The following is a 20,777-nucleotide window of genomic DNA, read 5'->3' on the forward strand; positions in this document are numbered from 1 at the left end:
TCAGGCGATGGTCTTGTCGATCAGCGCGAAGATCTCGTCAGCCGTGGCCGACTCGACGTCGGCGGCCGTGACCTCCACCGTGGGGGCACGCTCCTCAAGCACTTCGGCGACGAGTGCCCGGATCTGCTTCGCCAAACGCGCCTTCTCGGTACCGGACGTGATCTCCGACAGCAACGATCGCAGCGATTCGACGTGATGGTCGAGGGACGTGTCCGGTCCCGCGTCCTCGATCCGCGACAACATCAGGTTCGCCACCGCCGCCGTGGTGGGGTAGTCGAACACCAGGGTCGACGGCAACGACAATCCCGCCGCCTTCGCCAGCCGGTTCCGGAACTCGACCCCGCCCAGCGAGTCGAATCCGAGCTCCATGAACGGCGCTCCGGCGGGAATCGTCTCGCGGGACGCATGACCGAGTACCGCGGCGGCCTGGTCGCGGACGAAGTCGACGAGGACGGCCTCTCGTTCGTCCCGCGGCGTCGAGGCGAGCTTCCGCGCCAGTTCCCCGGCGCCGTTCGCCTGCCGCTCGGACGCCGGCACGAGTCCCCGCAGGATGGAAGGCAGCAGTCCGTCGCGGGCTTGAACCGCCAGCCGTGCCCGGCTGAACCGCACCCCGGCCACGACAGGCCGTCCAGCACCGACCGCCAGATCGAACAGCTCCAGCCCGTCGTCGTCGCCGAGCGCGTCCAGGCCCAGCCGTTCCAGCCGCGACAGCCCCGCCTCCCCCAGCCCGCTCGTCATGCCCGAGTCCTGCCGCCACGGGCCCCACGCCACCGACACGGCGGGCAGGCCGCTGCCGACGCGGCGGCGGGCCAGGGCGTCGAGGAAGCTGTTGGCCGCCACGTAGTTGCCCTGCCCCGGTGAGCCGAGCAGAGCCGCCGCCGAGGAGAACAACACGAACGCCGACAGGTCGTGATCTCGGGTCAGCTCGTGCAGGTTCACCGCGGCGTCGATCTTCGGCGCCAGCACCCGGTCCACCTGCTCCGCGGTCAGGGTCTCGATCGTGCCGTCGTCGAGGACGCCGGCGGAGTGCACGACCGCGGTCAACGGGTTCTCGGCGGGTAGCGCGGCCAGGAGATCCCTGAGCGCCGCGCGGTCGCTCACATCACACGCCGCCACGTCCACCTCGGCACCCGCCTCGCTCAACAGGGCCACCAGTTCGGCGGCGCCGTCGGCCGCCATGCCCCGCCGCGACACCAGCAGCAGCCGCCGCACGCCGTGGGCACCGACGAGGTGGCGAGCCACCACCGCGCCCAGGCCACCGGTACCGCCGGTGATCAACACGGTTCCGGACCCGAACGACACCTCTCCGGCGGCTCCGCCGACACGCGTGAGCCGTGGCACCAGCAGCCGCCGTTCACGAAGCATCAGCTCGGGCTCGGCGGTGCCCAACGCCCGCGTCACCGTTTCGGCGGAGAGGTCACCGTCGTGATCCAGAAGCGTGATGCGATCCGGATGCTCGGACTGTGCGCTGCGTACCAGCCCCGCCACCGCGGCCGCGACCGGCGTCGGCACCTCTCCGGGCAACGCCGCCGCGTTCCGGATGGACACCACCAGCCGTACCCCGAGGAACCTTCTCTCGGACAACCATTCGCGAAGCATCCGCAAGGCCGCCTGTACGGCTGTGTGCGCTGTCGCGGCGGTCTCGTCACCATCGGGGCACACCGAGTCGGCCGCCCACACCACCGCGTCCGGAACCGACTCCGCCGCCGCGAGTTTCGCCGGATCGAAGTGCCGGTCCGCGACCCCGGCCACCGTCGCCGATCCGAGCACCGCGAGTGACGGAACCTGCCGTGGGGCACCGGAAGTGTCGGCTTCGACCCACTCGACGTCCAGCAGCGACCCGTTCGGGCGTCGCGTCATGCCTCCCAGCGAGCGTGCCTCGACCGGACGCGCGCGCAGCGACTCGACGGTCAGCACCGCCGATCCGGTCTCGTCGACCAGCTCGATCCGGGCCTCGTCATCGCCCGCGCGGACAATCCGGGCTCGTACCGCCGATGCGCCGGTCCGGTACAGCCGGACCCCGGCGAACGAGAACGGGAGCGGAAGCCGTCCCGGCGGCATCGCCTGTGCGAGACCGTCGATCACGGCATGCAGGCCGGCGTCGAACAACGCCGGATGGATACCGAAGCCCACCGCCGACGCGCGGGTGGTGTCGTCCAGCGCCACCTCGGCGAACACCTCGTCTCCGCGCAGCCACGCCGCCGACACTCGCTGGAACGCCGGTCCGTACTCGAAACCGAGATCCGCCAGGCGGCCGTACAGGTACTCACCGTCCAGGGGTTCGGCGTCGACCGGTGGCCAGCTCGCCACCGTGGGGGCAGGCCGCCCGGTCGCGTCAGCCGGTACCAGTACCCCTCCGGCGTGCAGCAGCCACTCCTCGTCGTCGGCGACCAGGTCGACGCTCGCCGCTTCTCGCCGGGAGTGCACCGTGAACTCACGGCGTCCCGAGGCGTCCACCGGACCGACGCGCAGCTGCACGTCCACGGCCGTGTCGGCGGCCAGCAACAGCGGCGCCTCCAGCAGCAACTCCTCGATCATTCCCGTACCGAGCCGGTCGCCGGCGTTCAGCGCCATCTCCACGAATCCGGTGCCCGGCAGCAGCACCGACCCGAGTACCGCGTGGTCGGCGAGCCACGGGTGGGTGCGCCACGACAACCGGCCGCTGAACAACCACTCGTCCCGGCCCGCCACACGTACCGCCGCCGTCAGGAACGGGTGGTCGAGCGCGGTCAACCCGGAACGGCTCACGTCCCCGGTCGCAGGCGGGTCGGGCTCAAGCCAGTACCTCTCGTGCTGGAACGCGTATGTCGGCAGCGGCACCCGCGACACCCCGCGGCCGGCGAACAACGGCGCCCAGTCCACCTCGACCCCGGAGGTGTGCGCCTGCGCGAGGAAGGTCATGAACTGCTCGGCCTCGTCATGACCGCGCCGTGCCGCCGCGGCCACCAGCGACCGCGCCTCGATATCCTCCGGAAGGCACTGCCGGGTCATCGCGGCCAGCACCGCATCCGGCCCGACCTCCAGAAAGCGCCGCACCCCCGAAACGACAAGCCCCTCGACGCCCGGCGCGAACCGCACCGCCGCCCGCACCTGCCGCACCCAGTACGACGGCTCCAGCACCTCATCCCCGGCAACCTCACCGGACAGGTTGGACACCACCGGAATCCGCGGCTCGCTGTAGGTCAACCCCTCCGCGACAAGCGCGAACTCCTCCAACATCGGCTCCATCCGCGCCGAATGAAACGCATGAGACACCCGCAACCGCGACGTCTTCACACTCCGGCCCGCGAACCACCGCTCGATCTCACCGACCGCGTCCTCATCACCCGACACCACCACCGAAGCCGGCGCGTTCACCGCCGCGACCGACACCCGATCACCGAACCCGGCGATCGCCGCGACCACCTCCCCCTCGGCCGCCGCCACCGCGAGCATCGCCCCACCCTCGGGCAGAGCACCCATCAACCGACCCCGCGCCGCCACCAGAGCACACGCATCCTCCAGCGACCACACCCCGGCCATATACACCGCGACCAGCTCTCCGATGGAATGCCCGATCACCACATCCGGGGAGACCCCGAACGACTCCAGCAACCGGAACACCGCCACCTCGAACGCGAACAACGCCGCCTGCGTGAACTCCGTCCGACCCAGCACATCCCCGCCGCCCTCACCGGCGAACATCACCTCCTTCAACGAGCAGCCGAGCAGCGGATCGAACCCGGCGCACACCTCGTCCAGCGCGGACGCGAACACCGGGAACGCCGCATACAACCCGGCCCCCATGCCAGCTCTTTGCGCCCCCTGACCGGTGAACAAGAAAGCCGTCCTGCCCGAGCCGGCCACCCCCTCAGCCACTCCGGACGACACCGAACCGGCAGCGAGTTCGGCCAGCCGCGCCAACACCTCACCACGGCCACCGCCGACAACCGCACCCCGCCACTCCAGCCGCGCCCGCGAAGACACCAGCGAATACGCCACATCGGCCAGATCCACCTCAGGATGATCCGCCAACCACCCACCCAACCGCACCGCCTGCGCCCGCATACCGGCCTCACTCCTGGCCGACACCAGCAACGGCAGCACATCACCGGCGATCGGCGTTCGGGGGGCAAGCCCATCGCCGTCCACGACCGATGCCGCAGGCTCCGCCGGTGCCTCTTCGAGAATCAGGTGCGCGTTGGTGCCGCTGATCCCGAACGAGGACACGCCGGCCCGGCGTACCCGGTCCCCGACCGGCCACGGCTCGGCCTCGGTCAGCAACCGCACCGAACCCGCCGACCAGTCCACATGAGACGACGGCTCGTCCACATGCAACGTCCGCGGCAACACCCCGTGACGAAGCGCCTGCACCATCTTGATCACACCGGCCACACCCGCGGCGGCCTGCGTGTGCCCGATGTTCGACTTCAACGACCCGATCCGCAACGGCTCGTCGCGATCCTGCCCGTACGCGGCGATCAACGCCTGCGCCTCGATCGGATCACCCAGCGTGGTCCCGGTACCGTGCGCCTCGACCACATCGACGTCGACAGGCGTCAGACCGGCGTTGGCGAGCGCCTGCCCGATCACCCGCACCTGCGAAGGCCCGTTCGGCGCGGTCAAACCATTACTCGCACCATCCTGGTTCACCGCGCTACCACGAATCACGGCCAGAACATCGTGCCCAAGCCGCCGCGCGTCCGACAACCGCTCCAGCACCACCACACCGACACCCTCGGACCACGCCACACCATCGGCCGAGGAAGAGAACGCCTTGCACCGCCCATCCGGGGACAGCCCCCGCTGCCGGGAGAACTCCACGAACAGCAACGGCGTCGACATCACCGTGACACCACTGGCCAGCACGAGAGACGTCTCGCCCTGGCGCAACGCCTGACACGCCAGATGCATCGCCACCAGCGACGACGAACACGCCGTGTCGATCGTCATCGCGGGCCCTTCCAGACCCAGGCTGTACGCCACCCGCCCCGACACCACACTGCCCGCCGAACCAGTCGCCACATAGCCTTCGGAGGCCGACGCCGCTGAGCGAGCGGTGTGTTCGTAGTCCTGGTACATCACGCCCGCGAACACACCGGTGTCACTGCCCCGCAACGACATCGGGTCGATCCCCGCGTGCTCCAGCGCCTCCCACGACGCCTCCAGCAACAACCGCTGCTGCGGATCCATCGCCGACGCCTCACGCGGCGAGATACCGAAGAATCCCGCGTCGAAATCACCGGCGTTACGGAGGAATCCAGCCTCACGGGTGTATACGGTGCCCGGCTTGTCCGGATCCGGATCGAACAGGTGGTCCAGATCCCAGTCGCGATCCGATGGGAACGTGCCTATCCCGTCGCCACCGGATGCGACAAGATCCCACAGCTGGTCCGCTGACTCGACACCGCCGGGATACCGGCAACTGATCCCGACGATCGCGATCGGCTCGTCCACCCGCGCACGACGCGCGACCTGCCGAGCGCCGGTACCCTCACCCTCGATCCGAGAGCGCAGGTACTCGGCCACCGCCACCGCGGTCGGGTAGTCGAACACCAGCGTCGACGGCAACGACACTCCGCTCGCCTGTGCCAGCCGGTTCCGGAACTCCACCGCACCCAGCGAGTCGAAACCGAGCTCGCTGAACGGCACCTCCGCACCGACCGCGTCCGCGGAGGCGTGTCCCAGCACGGCCGCCGCGTGTTCACGGACGCCGTCGAGAAGGATCGCGTGGTAGCCGTCCCGAGGCGCGGCCGCCAGGCGCTGTGCCAGCGTCGCGGCCCTCTCGGCGCGGCGTGCCGAAACCGGTGCCACCGACCGCAGAACATCGGCCAGTGACTCGGCGCGGGCCTGGACCGCCAGCGTCGCGAGGTCGAACTCGACACCGGCCACCGCTGCAGCACCGGCCCGTAAGGCCTGGCTGAACAGTTCGAGGCCGTCGGCATCGGCCAGCGGGCGCAATCCCATTCGCTCAAGCCGGGCCAGGCCGCCCCGGCCCAGGTCGCGGGTCATCCCGCCGTCTGAATTCCACGGCCCCCAGCCGATCGACACCGCGGGCAGCCCGGCCTCGGTGCGGCTCCGCGCCAGGGCGTCCAGCACGCTGTTGGCCGCCGCGTAGTTCCCCTGGCCGGGCGAGCCAAGGATGGCGGCGACCGAGGAGAACATCACGAAGGCGGACAAGTTCATGTCCCGCGTGAGTTCGTGCAGGTGGAGCGCCGCCTCGGCCTTCGGCGCCAGTACCCGGTCCACCTGCTCGGCGGTCAAGGACTCGATGGTGCCGTCGTCCACGACACCGGCAGCGTGGATCACCGCGGTCAACGGGAACTCCGCGGGGATCTCGTCCAGCAGCGCCCGTACCGCATCGCGATCGGACACGTCGCACGCGGCCGCTCGCGCCCGTGCGCCGAGGCCGGTCAGCTCCATCACCAGCTCGGCGGCGCCGTCCGCCCGGTCACCTCGGCGCGAGACCAGCAGCAGGTTCGCCGCACCGTGCACGGTGACCAGGTACCGGGCCAGGCGAGCACCGAGTCCGCCGGTGCCGCCGGTGATCAGGACCGTACCCGCCCCGAGAGTGGTTCCCGTCTCCACGGCCGGTGTGGCGCCGCGCATCAGACGCGGCACCATGAGCCTGGTGCCCCGAACCACGACCTCGGACTCGCCGACGTCCATGGCCGCCGACACCACGTCGGCGGACACCTCGCCGTCGTGATCGAGCAGGACGATCCGGTCGGGATGTTCCGACTGCGCGCTACGCACCAGCCCGGACACGGCCGCCGCCGTGAGGTCGGGCTCCTCTCCCGGCAGCGCGACCGCCCCTCGGGTGACCACCACCAGCCGGGTGCCGGCCAGACGGTCTTCCGCCAGCCAGGCCCGTATCGTTGACAGGGTCGTGTGCACACGACCACGCATCACGTCCGCCATCGACCGGTCCGCGGTCTCGGTGCCGCCGTCGACGGTCCACACCAGAACGTCCGCGGGGACCTCGGCGCGGGCGGCGTCGGCCGGGCCGGTGTGGTACTCGACGGCGGCCGTCACGTCCGGCGAGGCGATCGCGGCGATGCGCAGCGCGGATGTGGCGGCAGGTTCGGCGTCGATCCACCGCAGTTCGTACAGCGGTGCCCGGCCGGCCGTACGGGTACCGCCCAGCGTCTTGGCGTCCACCGCGCGAGCGTGTAGCGCCTCGACCGTCGCCACGGTGGCCCCGGCTTCATCCACGGCCACTATCCGCACGGTCTCGGCGCCGGTGCGGCTGATCCTCGCGCGGACGGCCACCGCCCCACGGCGATGCACCCGCACACCGGTGAACGAGAACGGCAGTGGCACCCGCCCCGCGGGCATGTCCCGCGCCAAACTGTCGATCGCGGCGTGCAGCGTCGCGTCCAGCAGCGCCGGGTGTACTCCGAACCGCGCCGCCGTGTCGCCGGTGGTGTTGTCCAGGGCGACCTCGGTGAAGACGTCCCGATCACGGTGCCACACCGCCCGCACGCCCTGGAAGGCCGGGCCGTACACCACGCCCAGTTCGGCCAGGCGGTCGTACAGGTCGTCCACCGAGACCGGATCCGCGTCGAGCGGAGGCCAGGTGTCCTCGTCGGCGCCGGGGTCACCGGCATCGGGAGCCGTGGCCAGGACACCGTTGGCGTGCGAGATCCATTCGGTGACATCGGCGTCACCGTCGCCCGTGGTCGGCGCCGAGGCGGCACGAGAGTGGATGGCGAACGACCGGCGGCCGTCGTCGTCGGCGCGGCCCACGGTCACCTGCACGTCCACCGCTTCGTCGTCGTCGAACACCAGCGGCGACTCCAGCAGCATCTCGTCGATCACCGCCGCGCCGAGGCGTTCCCCGGCGGCCAGTGCCATCTCCACGAATCCCGTGCCCGGCAGCAGCACCGACCCGAACACCGCGTGGTCGGCGATCCAGGGGTGGGCGCGGAGTGACAGCCGGCCGGTGAACACCCACTCGTCCTTACCGGCCACCGGCATCACACCGGTCAGCAACGGGTGACCGAACCGATCACCGGCACTGTCGGAGCGTGGCTGCAACCAGTACCTCTCGTGCTGGAACGCGTATGTCGGCAGCGGCACCCGCGACACCCGGCGGCCGGCGAACAACGGCGCCCAGTCCACCTCGACCCCGCCGGTGTGCGCCTGCGCCAGGAAGGTCATGAACTGCTCGGCCTCGTCATGACCACGCCGCGCCGCAGCGGCCACCAACGACCGCGCCCCGACATCCTCCGGAAGGCACTGCCGGGTCATCGCGGCCAGCACCGCATCCGGCCCCACCTCCAGGAACCGCCGCACCCCCGAAGCAACAAGCCCCTCAATACCCGGAGCGAACCGCACCCCCGCCCGCACCTGCCGCACCCAGTACGACGGCTCCAGCACCTCATCCCCGGCGACCTCACCGGAAAGGTTGGACACCACCGGAATCAACGGCTGACGATAGACCAGCCCCTCGGCGACAGCCGCGAACTCCTCCAGCATCGGCTCCATCCGCGCCGAATGGAACGCATGAGACACCCGCAACCGCGACGTCTTCACACCCCGGCCCGCGAACCAGCCCTCGACCTCACCGACCGCGTCCTCATCACCCGACACCACCACCGAAGCCGGCGCGTTCACCGCCGCGACCGACACCCGATCACCGAACCCCGCGACAGCCGCGACCACCTCCCCCTCGGCCGCCGCCACCGCCACCATCGCCCCACCCTCAGGCAAAGCACCCATCAACCGACCCCGCGCCGCCACCAGAGCACACGCATCCTCCAGCGACCACACCCCGGCCATATACACCGCGACCAGCTCACCGATCGAATGCCCGATCACCACATCCGGGGTGACTCCGAACGACTCCAGCAACCGGAACAACGCCACCTCGAACGCGAACAACGCCGGCTGCGTGAACTCCGTCCGACCCAGCACACCCCCGCCGCCCTCACCCGCGAACATCACGTCCTTCAGCGAGCAGCCGAGCAGCGGATCGAACCCCGCGCACACCTCGTCCAGCGCGGACGCGAACACCGGGAACGCCGCATACAACCCGGCCCCCATGCCGGCTCTTTGCGCCCCCTGACCGGTGAACAAGAAAGCCGTCTTCCCCGAACCGACCACACCCGACACCACACCCGACGACACCGAACCGGCAGCGAGTTCGGCCAGCCGCGCCAGCACCTCACCACGGCCACCACCGACAACCGCACCCCGCCACTCCAGCCGCGCCCGCGAAGACACCAGCGAGTACGCCACATCGGCCAGATCCACCTCAGGATGATCCGCCAGCCACCCACCCAACCGCACCGCCTGCGCCCGCATACCGGCCTCACTCCTGGCCGACACCAGCAACGGCACCACGGTGGCCACGTCGGTGGTCGGTGTGGTGGCGACCAGGTCCGAGGCGGGGGGTTCCTCCAGGATCAGGTGCGCGTTGGTGCCGCTGACCCCGAAGGACGACACCCCGGCCCGGCGTACCCGGTCCCCGACCGGCCACGGCTCGGTCTCGGTCAGCAACCGCACCGAGCCCGCCGACCAGTCCACATGCGACGACGGCTCGTCCACGTGCAACGTCCGCGGCAACACCTCGTGACGAAGCGCCTGCACCATCTTGATCACGCCACCCACACCCGCGGCGGCCACCGTGTGCCCGATGTTCGACTTCAACGACCCGATCCGCAACGGCTCATCGCGATCCTGCCCGTACGCGGCGATCAACGCCTGCGCCTCGATCGGATCACCCAGCGTGGTCCCAGTACCGTGCGCCTCGACCACGTCCACATCCGCGGGCGACAATCCCGCGCTCGCCAGCGCATGAGCGATCACCCGCTCCTGCGAGGGACCGTTCGGCGCGGTCAGACCATTGCTCGCGCCATCCTGATTCAGCGCGCTACCACGGATGACGGCCAGCACGTTGTGCCCACGCCGCCGCGCGTCCGACAGGCGCTCCAGGACCACCACGCCGACGCCCTCGGAAAACGCCACACCATCGGCCGAGGACGAGAACGCCTTGCACCGCCCGTCCGGAGAGAGACCCCGCTGCCGGGAGAAGTCGACGAAGATGTCGGGCTCGGCGGCCACGGTGACACCACCGGCGAGCACCAGGGAACTGTCCCCCTGGCGCAGCGCCTGGCACGCCAGGTGCAACGCCACCAGCGACGACGAGCACGCGGTGTCCACCGTCACCGCAGGCCCTTCCAGGCCGAACGCGTACGCCACCCGCCCCGAGATGACGCTGTGCGAGGTACCCGTCAGCCGGAACCCCTCCAGATCGCCGACCACCCGATCCGCGTACCCCGACGCGCACGCACCGGCGAACACCCCGGTGTCGCTGCCCCGCAACGACGTCGGGTCGATTTCCGCGTGCTCCAGCGCCTCCCACGACGCCTCCAGCAGCAACCGCTGCTGCGGATCCATCGCCGACGCCTCACGCGGCGAGATACCAAAGAACCCGGCATCGAAATCGCCCGCACCGCTGAGGAATCCGCCTTCGCGGGCGTACACGGTGCCGGGCTTGCCCGGATCCGGGTCGAACAACCGCCGCAGATCCCAGCCGCGATCGGACGGGAACCCGCCGATGGCGTCCGCGCCCTCGGCGACCAGACGCCACAGCTGCTCGGGCGACTCGACTCCACCGGGATATCGGCAGCTCATCCCCACGATCGCGATCGGCTCGTCCGAGGACACCCGCCGCGGCACCGGCCGCGACCGGATCTGCGTCTGCTCGCCCTCGATCAGGGAACGCACCAGTTTCGCCACCGCCGTGGGGGTCGGATAGTCGAACACCAGGGTCGACGGCAACGACAGCCCGGTCCCCTTCGCCAGCCGGTTCCGGAACTCCACCCCACCCAGCGAGTCGAAACCGAGCTCGGTGAACGGTATGTCCACCTCGATCGCATCGGAGGAGTCATGGCCCAGCGCCGCCGCCGCGTGCTCACGGACGAACTCGACGACCAGCGAGTCCCGTTCGTGTTCGGCCGCCGAGATCAGCCTGTGCGCCAACGCGCCCGCCGTACCGGCACGCCGCGCCGGTACCGGGACGAGCCCGTGCAGGACGGCGGGCAGGAGACCGGCTCTCGCCTGCAACGACAGTGCCGCGCGATCGAGGTCGACCGCGGCGAGCAGTGGTTCGGCGGCGGCGACCGACAGATCGAAAAGCCGCAGGCCGGATTCGGCGTCGAACGGGCGCAATCCCATTCGTTCCAGCCGTGCGAATCCGGTCCGGCCGAGGCCGCCGGTCATGTCGCTGCGCTGCTGCCATGGGCCCCACGCCACCGACAGGGCCGGCAACCCGGCGCTGTGCCGGTGTCGCGCGAGCGCGTCGAGGAAGCTGTTCGCCGCGGCGTAGTTGCCCTGGCCGGGTGATCCCAGCAGCGCCGCCGCCGACGAGAACAGCACGAACGCCGACAGGTCCCGGCCGAGGGTGAGTTCGTGCAGGTTGATCGCGGCGTCGACCTTCGCCGTCAGCACACGATCCACCTGTTCGGCGGTGAGGTTCTCGATGGTGCCGTCGTCCAGCACACCGGCCGAATGGATCACCGCTGTGAGCGGATACTCGGGCTCGATCGAATCCAGCAGAGCCGCGACGGCGGTCCGGTCGGCCACATCACAGGCGGCTACCCGGACCCGGGCGCCGCGATCGATCAACTCCGCCACCAGTTCCGCGGCGTCCTCGGCCTGGTCACCACGCCGTGACACGAGCAGCAGATGGCGCACACCGTGCACGTCGACGAGGTGCCGGGCCACCAGCGAACCCAGTCCGCCGACACCACCGGTGATCAGCACGGTGCCCGATCCGAACGACGGCCCCGCGTCCGCTACGGGCACACGTCCGAGACGCTGGACGTACAGCCCGCTCCCGCGAACCGACACCTGTGGTTCGTCCACGGCCAGCGCCGTCGCGATCGTGTCCGCCGTGACCGCGTCGGCGTGGTCGATCGACACGATCCGGCCCGGATGTTCGGACTGCGCGCTCCGCACCAGTCCTCGGACGGCGGCCGCGGCGAGATCCGGGGACTCACCGGGCAGACCCGCTCCGTTCCGGGTGACCACCACGAGTGCCGATCGTGCGAAGCGCTCCTCGGCCGGCCAGGCGCGCAACACGGCCAGCGCCGCGTGCACCCGGGCGCGTACCTCGGCCGCGACCGGTCGATCGTCCTCGGCCGATTCGCCGCCGACGGTCCAGACCACCGCGTCGGGCGCGTCCTCCTCAGGGTCCCAGGACGCGAGAAGCGCGTCCAGATCGGCGTATCCGTGCTCGATCCCAGGCACGGGCGCGATCCCGAGCGACACCATCCGCGGCCGGGTCACCGGTGCGGACGGCGCCACCTCCACCCACCGCGGCAGATGCAGTGCCTGCCGGGAGTCACGATGGGTGTCGCGCAGGGTGTCGGCATCGATCGGGCGGGTGCGCAGCGCGTCGACGGTCACCACCGCCTCGCCGACCTCGTCGAACGCCGCGATCCGGACTCGTTCCCTGCCGACACCGCTGATGCGGACCCGGACAGCTGCGGCGCCGGACCGGTGCAACCGTACTCCGGCGAACGAGAACGGCAGCGGCAGCTTCCCCTGCTCCCATTCACCGATCAGTCCCAGGCCGTGCAGTGCCGCGTCGAACAGCGCGGGATGGATACCGAACCTGCCCGCCTGCTCGGCGGTGGTGTCGTCCAGCGACACCTCGGCGAAGACCTCGCCGTCACGCCGCCACGCCGACGTCACCCCCTGGAAGGCGGTGCCGTAGCCAAAACCCATCCCGGCGAGGCGGTCGTACAGCGCCTGGCCGTCGACCGGTTCCGCGTCCTGTGGCGGCTGCGGATCGTCGGCCCATTCCGGTGATTCGGCGCCGGCGGCCGGGGTCAGCACACCCTCCGCGTGGAGCACCCACTCGGCGGAACCACCGTCGCCGGGGGCGGCGCCGGTGCGGGAGTACACCGTCAGCGCGCGCCTCCCACGGTCATCGGGTTCGCCGACGGCGACCTGCACGTGGACGTCGTCCTCACCGTCGACGACGAGCGGGGCCTGAAAGGTGATCTCCTCGACGACGGGGCAGCCGAGTTTCTCTCCCGCGCACAACGCCATCTCGACCATCGCCGTGCCCGGCACCACCACGGTGCCGAACACCACGTGGTCGGCGAGCCACGGGTGGGTTCTGTGGGTGATCCGGCCGGTGAACAGCCACTCGTCCCGGCCGGCCAGCTCCGCCGCCGCACCCAGCAGCGGGTGGTCCGGGAACACCAGACCGGCATGTGTGACGTCACCGGCGCCGGCGCCCGGCGCCTCGGTCTGGACCCAGTACCGCTGCCGCTGGAAGGCGTACGTCGGCAGGTCCACCCGGGACACGGCCCGATCCGCGAACCACGGCTCCCACCGCACCGGCAGACCGGCCGAGTAGGCCTGCGCCATCGCGACCGTGAACTGCTCGGGTCCGCCCTGTTCCCGTCGCAGCGACCCCATGATGCTCACCCTGTCGGCCACTCCCGCCGCCTCGGCGGTGGCCATCAGCCCGACCGTGAGCACCGGATGGGGACTGGCCTCGACGAAGCCCGTGAAACCGGACCGCATCAACGTCGCGGAGGCGGCGGCGAACCGGACCGGTTCACGAAGCGCCCGATACCAGTACTTCGCGTCCAGCTCCGAGGTGTCGAGGTAGTCGGCGTACACGGTGGAGAAGAACGGCACCGTACCCGGCCTCGGGGTGATCGGCGCCAGCTCACGCAGCAGCCGATCGCGGAGCCGTTCGACCGCCTTCGAGTGAGAGGCGTAGTCGACCGGAATCCGTCTGGCCCGCACGCCGTCCCGTTCGCACGCGGCGAGGAGTTCGTCCATCGCGTCCAGGTCCCCGGACACCACGGCCTGCACGGGACCGTTGACCGCGGCCAGCGAGAGCCGGTCGCCGAACGGCTCCAGCCGCGCCCGGACGGCCTCCTCGCCGAGACCTATCGAGGCCATCGTCCCCGTACCGGAGAGTTCGTCGGCGACGGCGCGGCTGCGCAGGGCGACCACCCGGGCCGCGTCGTCGAGGGTGAGCGCGCCGGCCACATACGCCGCGGCGATCTCTCCTTGTGAGTGGCCGATGACCACATCGGGTTCGACACCGTTGGCCTGCCACAGCTTCGCCAGCGACACCATCACCGCGAACAGCGCCGGTTGGACCACATCGACCCGGTCCAGTGACGGCGCGCCGTCCGCACCGTGGAGCACCGCCGTCAGCGACCAGTCCACGTACGGAGCCAGCGCGGCCTCGCATGCCGCCATCGATTCCGCGAACGGGCCACCGGCCGCGAGCAGACCGAGCGCCATCCCTCGCCACTGGCTGCCCTGTCCCGGGAACACGAAGGCGACCTTGCGTGTCGTCGCGCGGCCGGTTACCACATTGTCGGCGGCGCCGGCCGACTCCGGTTCGGCCAGCGTCGCCAATCCGGCGAGCATCCCGTCCCGATCGCCCGCCACCACCGCGCCACGCCACTCCAACGAGGCGCGGGTGGTCAGCAACGAGTAGGCGATCTCGTCCACACTCACTTCGGGACGTTCCGCCACCCACTGCCGCAGCCTGGCCGCCTGCGCGTGGAGCCCGGCCTCGGTTTTCGCCGACACCAGCCACGGGGCGGTCCCCGGCATGGCGGTCCGCGCCACGAGAACGGCGGGTTCGTCCGCCGATTCGGGGCCGGCGGGGTCGTTGGGGGCCTCCTCCAGGATCAGGTGGGCGTTGGTGCCGCTGGCGCCGAACGAGGACACGCCGGCCCGCCGCACCCGCTCCCCGGCCGGCCACGGCTCGGCGTCGGTCAGCAACCGCACCGATCCTTCCGACCAGTCCACATGCGGGGTGGGGGCATCCACGTGCAGCGTGGCGGGCAGCGTCTCGTGCCGGAGCGCCTGCACCATCTTGATCACGCCGCCGACACCGGCCGCCGCGGACGTGTGCCCGATATTCGACTTGAGCGAGCCGACACGCAGCGGATCTCCGGCCCGGCCTCGGCCGTAGGCGGCGATCAGCGCCTGCGCCTCGATCGGATCACCGAGGGTGGTGCCGGTGCCGTGCGCCTCGACCGCGTCGACGTCGGCGGGCGTCAGACCGGCGTTGGCGAGCGCCTGGGCGATCACCTTCTCCTGGGAGGGACCGTTGGGCGCGGTCAGACGGTTGCTGGCACCGTCCTGGTTGACCGCGCCGCCGCGGATCACCGCCAGGACGCGGTGTCCTCGGCTGCGCGCGTCGGACAGCCGCTCGACCACTAGCATTCCCAGGCCCTCGGAGAACCCGGTTCCGTCCGCCGCCGCGGCGAACGCCTTGCACCGCGCGTCCGGCGACAGGGCGCGCTGACGTCCGAACGCGATCAGCAGGGTCGGGTCGGACATCACGGTGACGCCCCCCACCAGCACCAGTGACGTATCCCCCTGGCGCAGCGCCTGGCAGGCCAGGTGCAGGGCGACCAGGGACGACGAGCACGCGGTGTCCACCGAGATGGCCGGGCCCTTGAAACCGAACGTGTACGCCACGCGGCCGGACAGGACGCTGGCCGAGACACCCAGGTAGGCGTGGCCCTCCGATTCAGCCGTCAGGGCCGGCGAACCCACGCGGTGACCATAGGCCTGATGAATGACGCCGGCGAACACACCCGTGTCGCTGCCACGCAGTGACGCCGGGTCGATTCCGGCGTCCTCCAGCGCCTCCCACGCCGATTCCAGGAACAGGCGTTGCTGCGGGTCCATCGCCGCCGCCTCGCGCGGGCCGATCCCGAAAAATCCCGCGTCGAAATCGCCCGCCGCGTCCAGGAAGCCGCCTTCTCTGGTGTAGACGGTTCCCGGCGAGTCGGGGTCGGTGTCGAACAGCCGCTCCAGGTCCCAGCCTCGGTCGGGCGGAAAGGGCCCGATGGCATCGGTTCCGGACGCGACCACGTCCCACAGCTGCGCGGGGGTGGCGACGCCACCGGGATAGCGGCAGCTCATGCCCACGATCGCGATCGGTTCGCGGGAACGCTCCTCAAGCTCGTGGATCTGTTTGTTGGCCGCGCGAAGATCTCCGGTGAGCTTCCTCAGGTACCGGCTGAGCCGTTCCTCATTACTCGTGCTGGGGGTGCTCATGCTGGGCCAAACTCCTTGTCGATCAGATCCAAGAGTTCGTTGTCGGAATGGAATTCGAGATCGTGGTAATCGCCGCCCGGCCACGGGGCCAGGTAGGTGCTGAGGCGGTCGTTGACACCCCGCAACCCGGTGACGGTCTCGTCGTCGCCGCCGTTGTTGGCGATGATCCGCTCCAGCAGGGCGTTGAGCCGGGCGATGTCCCCCTGGATCGCGGAGTCCGGCTCCTCGGGTGCCGTGACGACGGTCCGCTCCAGCAGATAGCCGGCCATCTCGCCCGCCGACGGGTAGTCGAACACCAGCGTCGACGGCAGCGACAGCCCCGTCACCTTGGACAGGCGGTTGCGGAACTCGACCCCGCCGAGGGAGTCGAAGCCCAGCTCGTCGAACCCGCGATCGGGCCCGATGTCGTCGGCCGACCCGTACCCCAGGACCACCGCCGCCTGTTCCCGCACCAGTTCGAGGACGACTCCGCGCCGCTTCGCCTCCGGCACACCATGCAGCCGCTCACCCAGCGAGGCCGGGCCCTTCGAGACCGCTGCCGACGGTCGTCGTGATCGGACGAATCCGCGCAGCACCGCCGGTACCGAAGCGGTCTGCGCTTCCAGCCGCAGATCGTCGGCGTCGAACCGCAGCAGTGCCGGTACCGGATCCGGCGCGGACAGCGCCAGGTCGAACAGTCGCAGGCCGTCGACCTCGTCCAGCGGGTGCAGACCCAGCCGCGCCAGTCTGGCCACCCCGGTCCGATCGAGGCCACCGGTCATGCCGATGCCCTGCTGCCACGGCCCCCAGGCGAGTGACACGGCCGGTAGCCCTTCGGCCCGGCGACGCACCGCCAAGGCGTCCAGGAAACCGTTCGCCGCGGCGTAATTGCCCTGTCCCGCCGAACCGATCAGACCGGCGATCGAGGAGAAGAGCACGAACGCCGACAGGTTCGCCTCGCGGGTCAGCTCGTGCAGGTACCACGCGGCATCGGCCTTGGGTGCGAACACCCGATCGACCTGGTCAACGGTGAGGGTGTGCACCGTGCCGTCGTCGAGCACACCGGCGGTGTGAACGACGCCGGTCAGTGGACGGTCCGCGGGCACGGCGCGCAACAGGTCGCGCAGCGCGTCGCGGTCTGTGACGTCACACGCGGCGATCCGGGCCTCCGCGCCGGCTCGGGCCAGTTCGGCCACGAGTTCCGTCGCGCCGTCGGCCTGTTCGCCGCGCCGGGACACCAGCAGCAACCGGCGCACCCCGTGCTCGGCGACGAGGTGACGGGCCAGGAGCGCGCCCAGCCCGCCGGTGCCGCCGGTGATCAGCACGGTCCCGGTTCCGAACGACACCGGCGCGGTGGCCGAGGACGACGCGGATTCCAGGCGCGGCACCAGGATGCCGTCGCCGCGTACGGCCACCTGCGGCTCGCCGGTCGCCAGCACGGCCCGTACCGAGTCGCCCCAGACATCCGAGCCGCCGGGTTCGCCGCTGTCGAGCAGCACGATCCGTCCGGGATATTCGGTCTGGGCGCTGCGGACCAGTCCCCACACCGAGGCCGCCGCCATGTCCGGCACCTCACCGGGCAGGGCCGCCGCCGCACTCGCGGTCAGGACGATCAGCTTCGACCGCGCGAACCGGTCGTCGGTCAGCCAGCGTCGGACCGTGTGCAGGGCGTCGTTCACCAGCTCGTGGGTCGCCGCCGTCGTATCGTCCCGCCGCACGGCGGCCGCCGCCCACACCACGGCATCCGGTACGGCGGGGGCCGCGGCGAGCGCCTCCAGATCCGGATACCGGTCCTCGATTCCGGTCACCGCTGTGGCGCCGAGCACCGCCATGCCGGTGGCGGGCGGGCGTTCGGCCTGGGCGGTGACCTTCGTCCACTGCAGTCCGTACACTCCCGCGCCGCCTCCCGGCAGCGCGGCACGGAACTGCTGGACGTCATAGGAGCGCATGACCACCTCGTCGATGGACACCACCGGGTTCCCGTCCTGATCGACGGCCACGACGGCGATCGCCTCGCTGCTGCGCCGGACGGCCATCACCCGCAGCGTCTTCACCCGCGACGTGGTGTGGAATCGTGTGCCACCCCAGCGGAACAGAAGTTTGCCCTCGGCCGGGTTGCCTTCGTGGTCCGGCCAGATCAGGCAGGCGAGCCCGGCGTGCATCACCATGTCGAACAGCGCCGGATGCAGCTGGAACCGCTCGGCCGGGGTGTCCGGGTCCAGGGTGATCTCGGAGAACACCGTGTCACCGCTGTGCCATGCCGCGTCGACACCGATGAAGGACGTTCCGTACTCAAGTCCGGCGGCGCGCGCCACCTGGGCCGGAATCCAGTCGGTGGCGACCGCTTCGGCACCGACCGGCGGCCACGGCTCGTCGCGGAGCATGTCCAGGAGCCCGGTGTCGGCGGGCCGGCTCCCGCTCAGCGCGCCACTGGCGTTGCGACTCCACTCGCCGGCCGCCCCGTCGGCGGCCCGGCGGTGGTGGAACGTGAACGGCCGGCGCCCCGACGAATCCGGTTCCTGGACGAGGACCTGGAGTTCGACGTCGCCGTCCTCCGGCGGGAAGATCGGTGCCTCAAGGGTGAGTTCGTCCACGGCCGGGCTGCCGATCCGGCGTCCGGCGACCAGCAGCATCTCCATGAGGGCGGCACTCGGGACCAGCACGACACCGTAGGTGGTGTGATTGGCGATCCACGGGTGGGTGCGCAGGGAGAGCCGCCCGGTGAACAGCCACGCGTCCCGGTCGGCCACCCGCACCACGTCGGTGAGCAGCGGGTGCTCCGATGTGGCATGGCCTTGCCCGTCCGGGGCTGGTTCGAGCCAGTACCGCTGGTGCTGGAACGCGTAGGTGGGCAGAGACACCGCCGACGCGGGACGACCGGTGAACACCCGCGCCCAGTCCACCTCGACCCCGGCGGTGTGCGCCTGCGCCAGGAAGGTCATGAACTGCTCGGCCTCGTCATGGCCGCGCCGTGCCGCCGCGGCCACCAGCGACCGCGCCTCGACGTCCTCCGGAAGGCACTGCCGGGTCATCGCGGCCAGCACCGCGTCCGGCCCGACCTCCACAAACCGCCGCACCCCTGAAGACACCAGAGCCTCGATACCCGGCGCGAATCGCACCGCGGCCCGCACCTGCCGCACCCAGTACGAGGGATCGAGCACCTCGTCCCCGGCGACCTCACCGGAAAGGTTGGACACCACCGGAATCCGCGGCTCGCTGTAGGTCAACCCCTCCGCGACAAGCGCGAACTCCTCCAGCATCGGCTCCATCCGCGCCGAATGGAACGCGTGACTCACCCGCAGGCGGCTCGTCTTCCGGCCCACCCCCACGAACCAGCCCTCGACCTCGGCGACGGCATCCTCATCACCCGACACCACCACCGAAGCCGGCGCGTTCACCGCCGCGACCGACACCCGATCACCGAACCCCGCGATCGCCGCGACCACCTCCCCCTCGGCCGCCGCCACCGCGAGCATCGCCCCACCCTCAGGCAGAGCACCCATCAACCGGCCCCGCGCCGCCACCAGACGACACGCATCCTCCAACGACCACACCCCCGCCACATGAGCCGCGACCAACTCACCAATCGAATGCCCGATCACCACATCCGGGGAGACCCCGAACGACTCCAGCAACCGGAACAACGCCACCTCAAACGCGAACAACGCCGGCTGCGTGAACTCCGTCCGCCCCAACACCTCCCCGCCCTCACCGGCGAACATCACCTCCTTCAACGAACAACCCAGCAGCGGATCGAACCCGGCACACACCTCGTCCAACGCCGCCGCGAACACCGGAAACGCCCCATACAACCCGGCCCCCATACCGGCCCGCTGCGCCCCCTGACCGGTGAACAAGAAAGCCGTCTTCCCCGAACCGACCACACCCGACACCACACCCGACGACACCGAACCGGCAGCCAACTCCGCCAGACCCGCCAGCAACCGCTCACGATCCCCGGCGACAACACCACCCCGCCACTCCAGCCGCGCCCGCGACATCAACAGCGAACGCGCCACATCCACCACATCGACATCCGGACGCCGAGACAACCAGTCACGCAACCTCGCCGCCTGAGCACGCAACGCCTCCGCACTCTTACCCGACACCAGCAGCGGCACCGGGAACACGTCACGCTCGACGATGGCCGCGGAATCCTTTTCCCGCTGTTTCTCACCCACCGCCACCGGCACAGCAGGTGCCTCTTCGATGATCACGTGCGCGTTGGTGCCGCTGACCCCGAACGAGGACACGCCGGCCCGGCGCACCCGGTCCCCGACCGGCCACGGCTCGGCCTCGGTCAGCAACCGCACCGAACCCGCCGACCAGTCCACATGCGGCGACGGCTCGTCCACGTGCAACGTCCGCGGCAACACCTCGTGACGGAGCGCCTGCACCATCTTGATCACACCGGCCACACCGGCGGCCGCCACGGTGTGCCCGATGTTCGACTTCAACGACCCGATCCGCAACGGCTCCCGATCCCCACGATCCTGGCCGTACGCGGCGATCAGCGCCTGCGCCTCGATCGGGTCACCCAGGGTGGTCCCGGTGCCGTGCGCCTCGACCGCGTCGACGTCGACAGGCGTCAGACCGGCGTTGGCGAGCGCCTGCTCGATCACCCGCACCTGCGAGGGGCCGTTCGGCGCGGTCAACCCGTTGCTCGCACCGTCCTGGTTCACCGCGCTACCACGGATGACGGCCAGAACGTTGTGCCCAAGCCGCCGCGCGTCCGACAACCGCTCCAGCACCAG

General features: G+C 70.8%; 2 protein-coding genes (1 of these 2 running past the window's edge). Both read right to left on the reverse strand.

The features are described 5' to 3' along the window. Window positions 1–16,044 (reverse strand): type I polyketide synthase, encoded by a 16,044-nt coding sequence (locus tag OG587_RS34490; RefSeq protein ID WP_329082791.1) that lies wholly within the window; start codon window positions 16,042–16,044, stop codon window positions 1–3. Continuing rightward, window positions 16,041–20,777 carry the end of a type I polyketide synthase gene (locus OG587_RS34495; RefSeq protein ID WP_329082794.1) on the reverse strand. The gene runs 9,021 nt beyond the window's last position, so the window shows 4,737 of its 13,758 coding nt (coding positions 9,022–13,758); the start codon falls outside the window, past its right edge — the gene reads right to left on this strand; it ends in the stop codon at window positions 16,041–16,043. The genes OG587_RS34490 and OG587_RS34495 overlap by 4 nt, the downstream gene beginning before the upstream one ends.

Source organism: Streptosporangium sp. NBC_01469 (assembly GCF_036227305.1).
Classification (GTDB): domain Bacteria; phylum Actinomycetota; class Actinomycetes; order Streptosporangiales; family Streptosporangiaceae; genus Streptosporangium.

Bases quoted from the DNA above. Each gene is read 5' to 3' on its own strand.
- OG587_RS34490 (WP_329082791.1), bottom strand. From the start codon at position 16,044: ATGAGCACCCCCAGCACGAGTAATGAGGAACGGCTCAGCCGGTACCTG.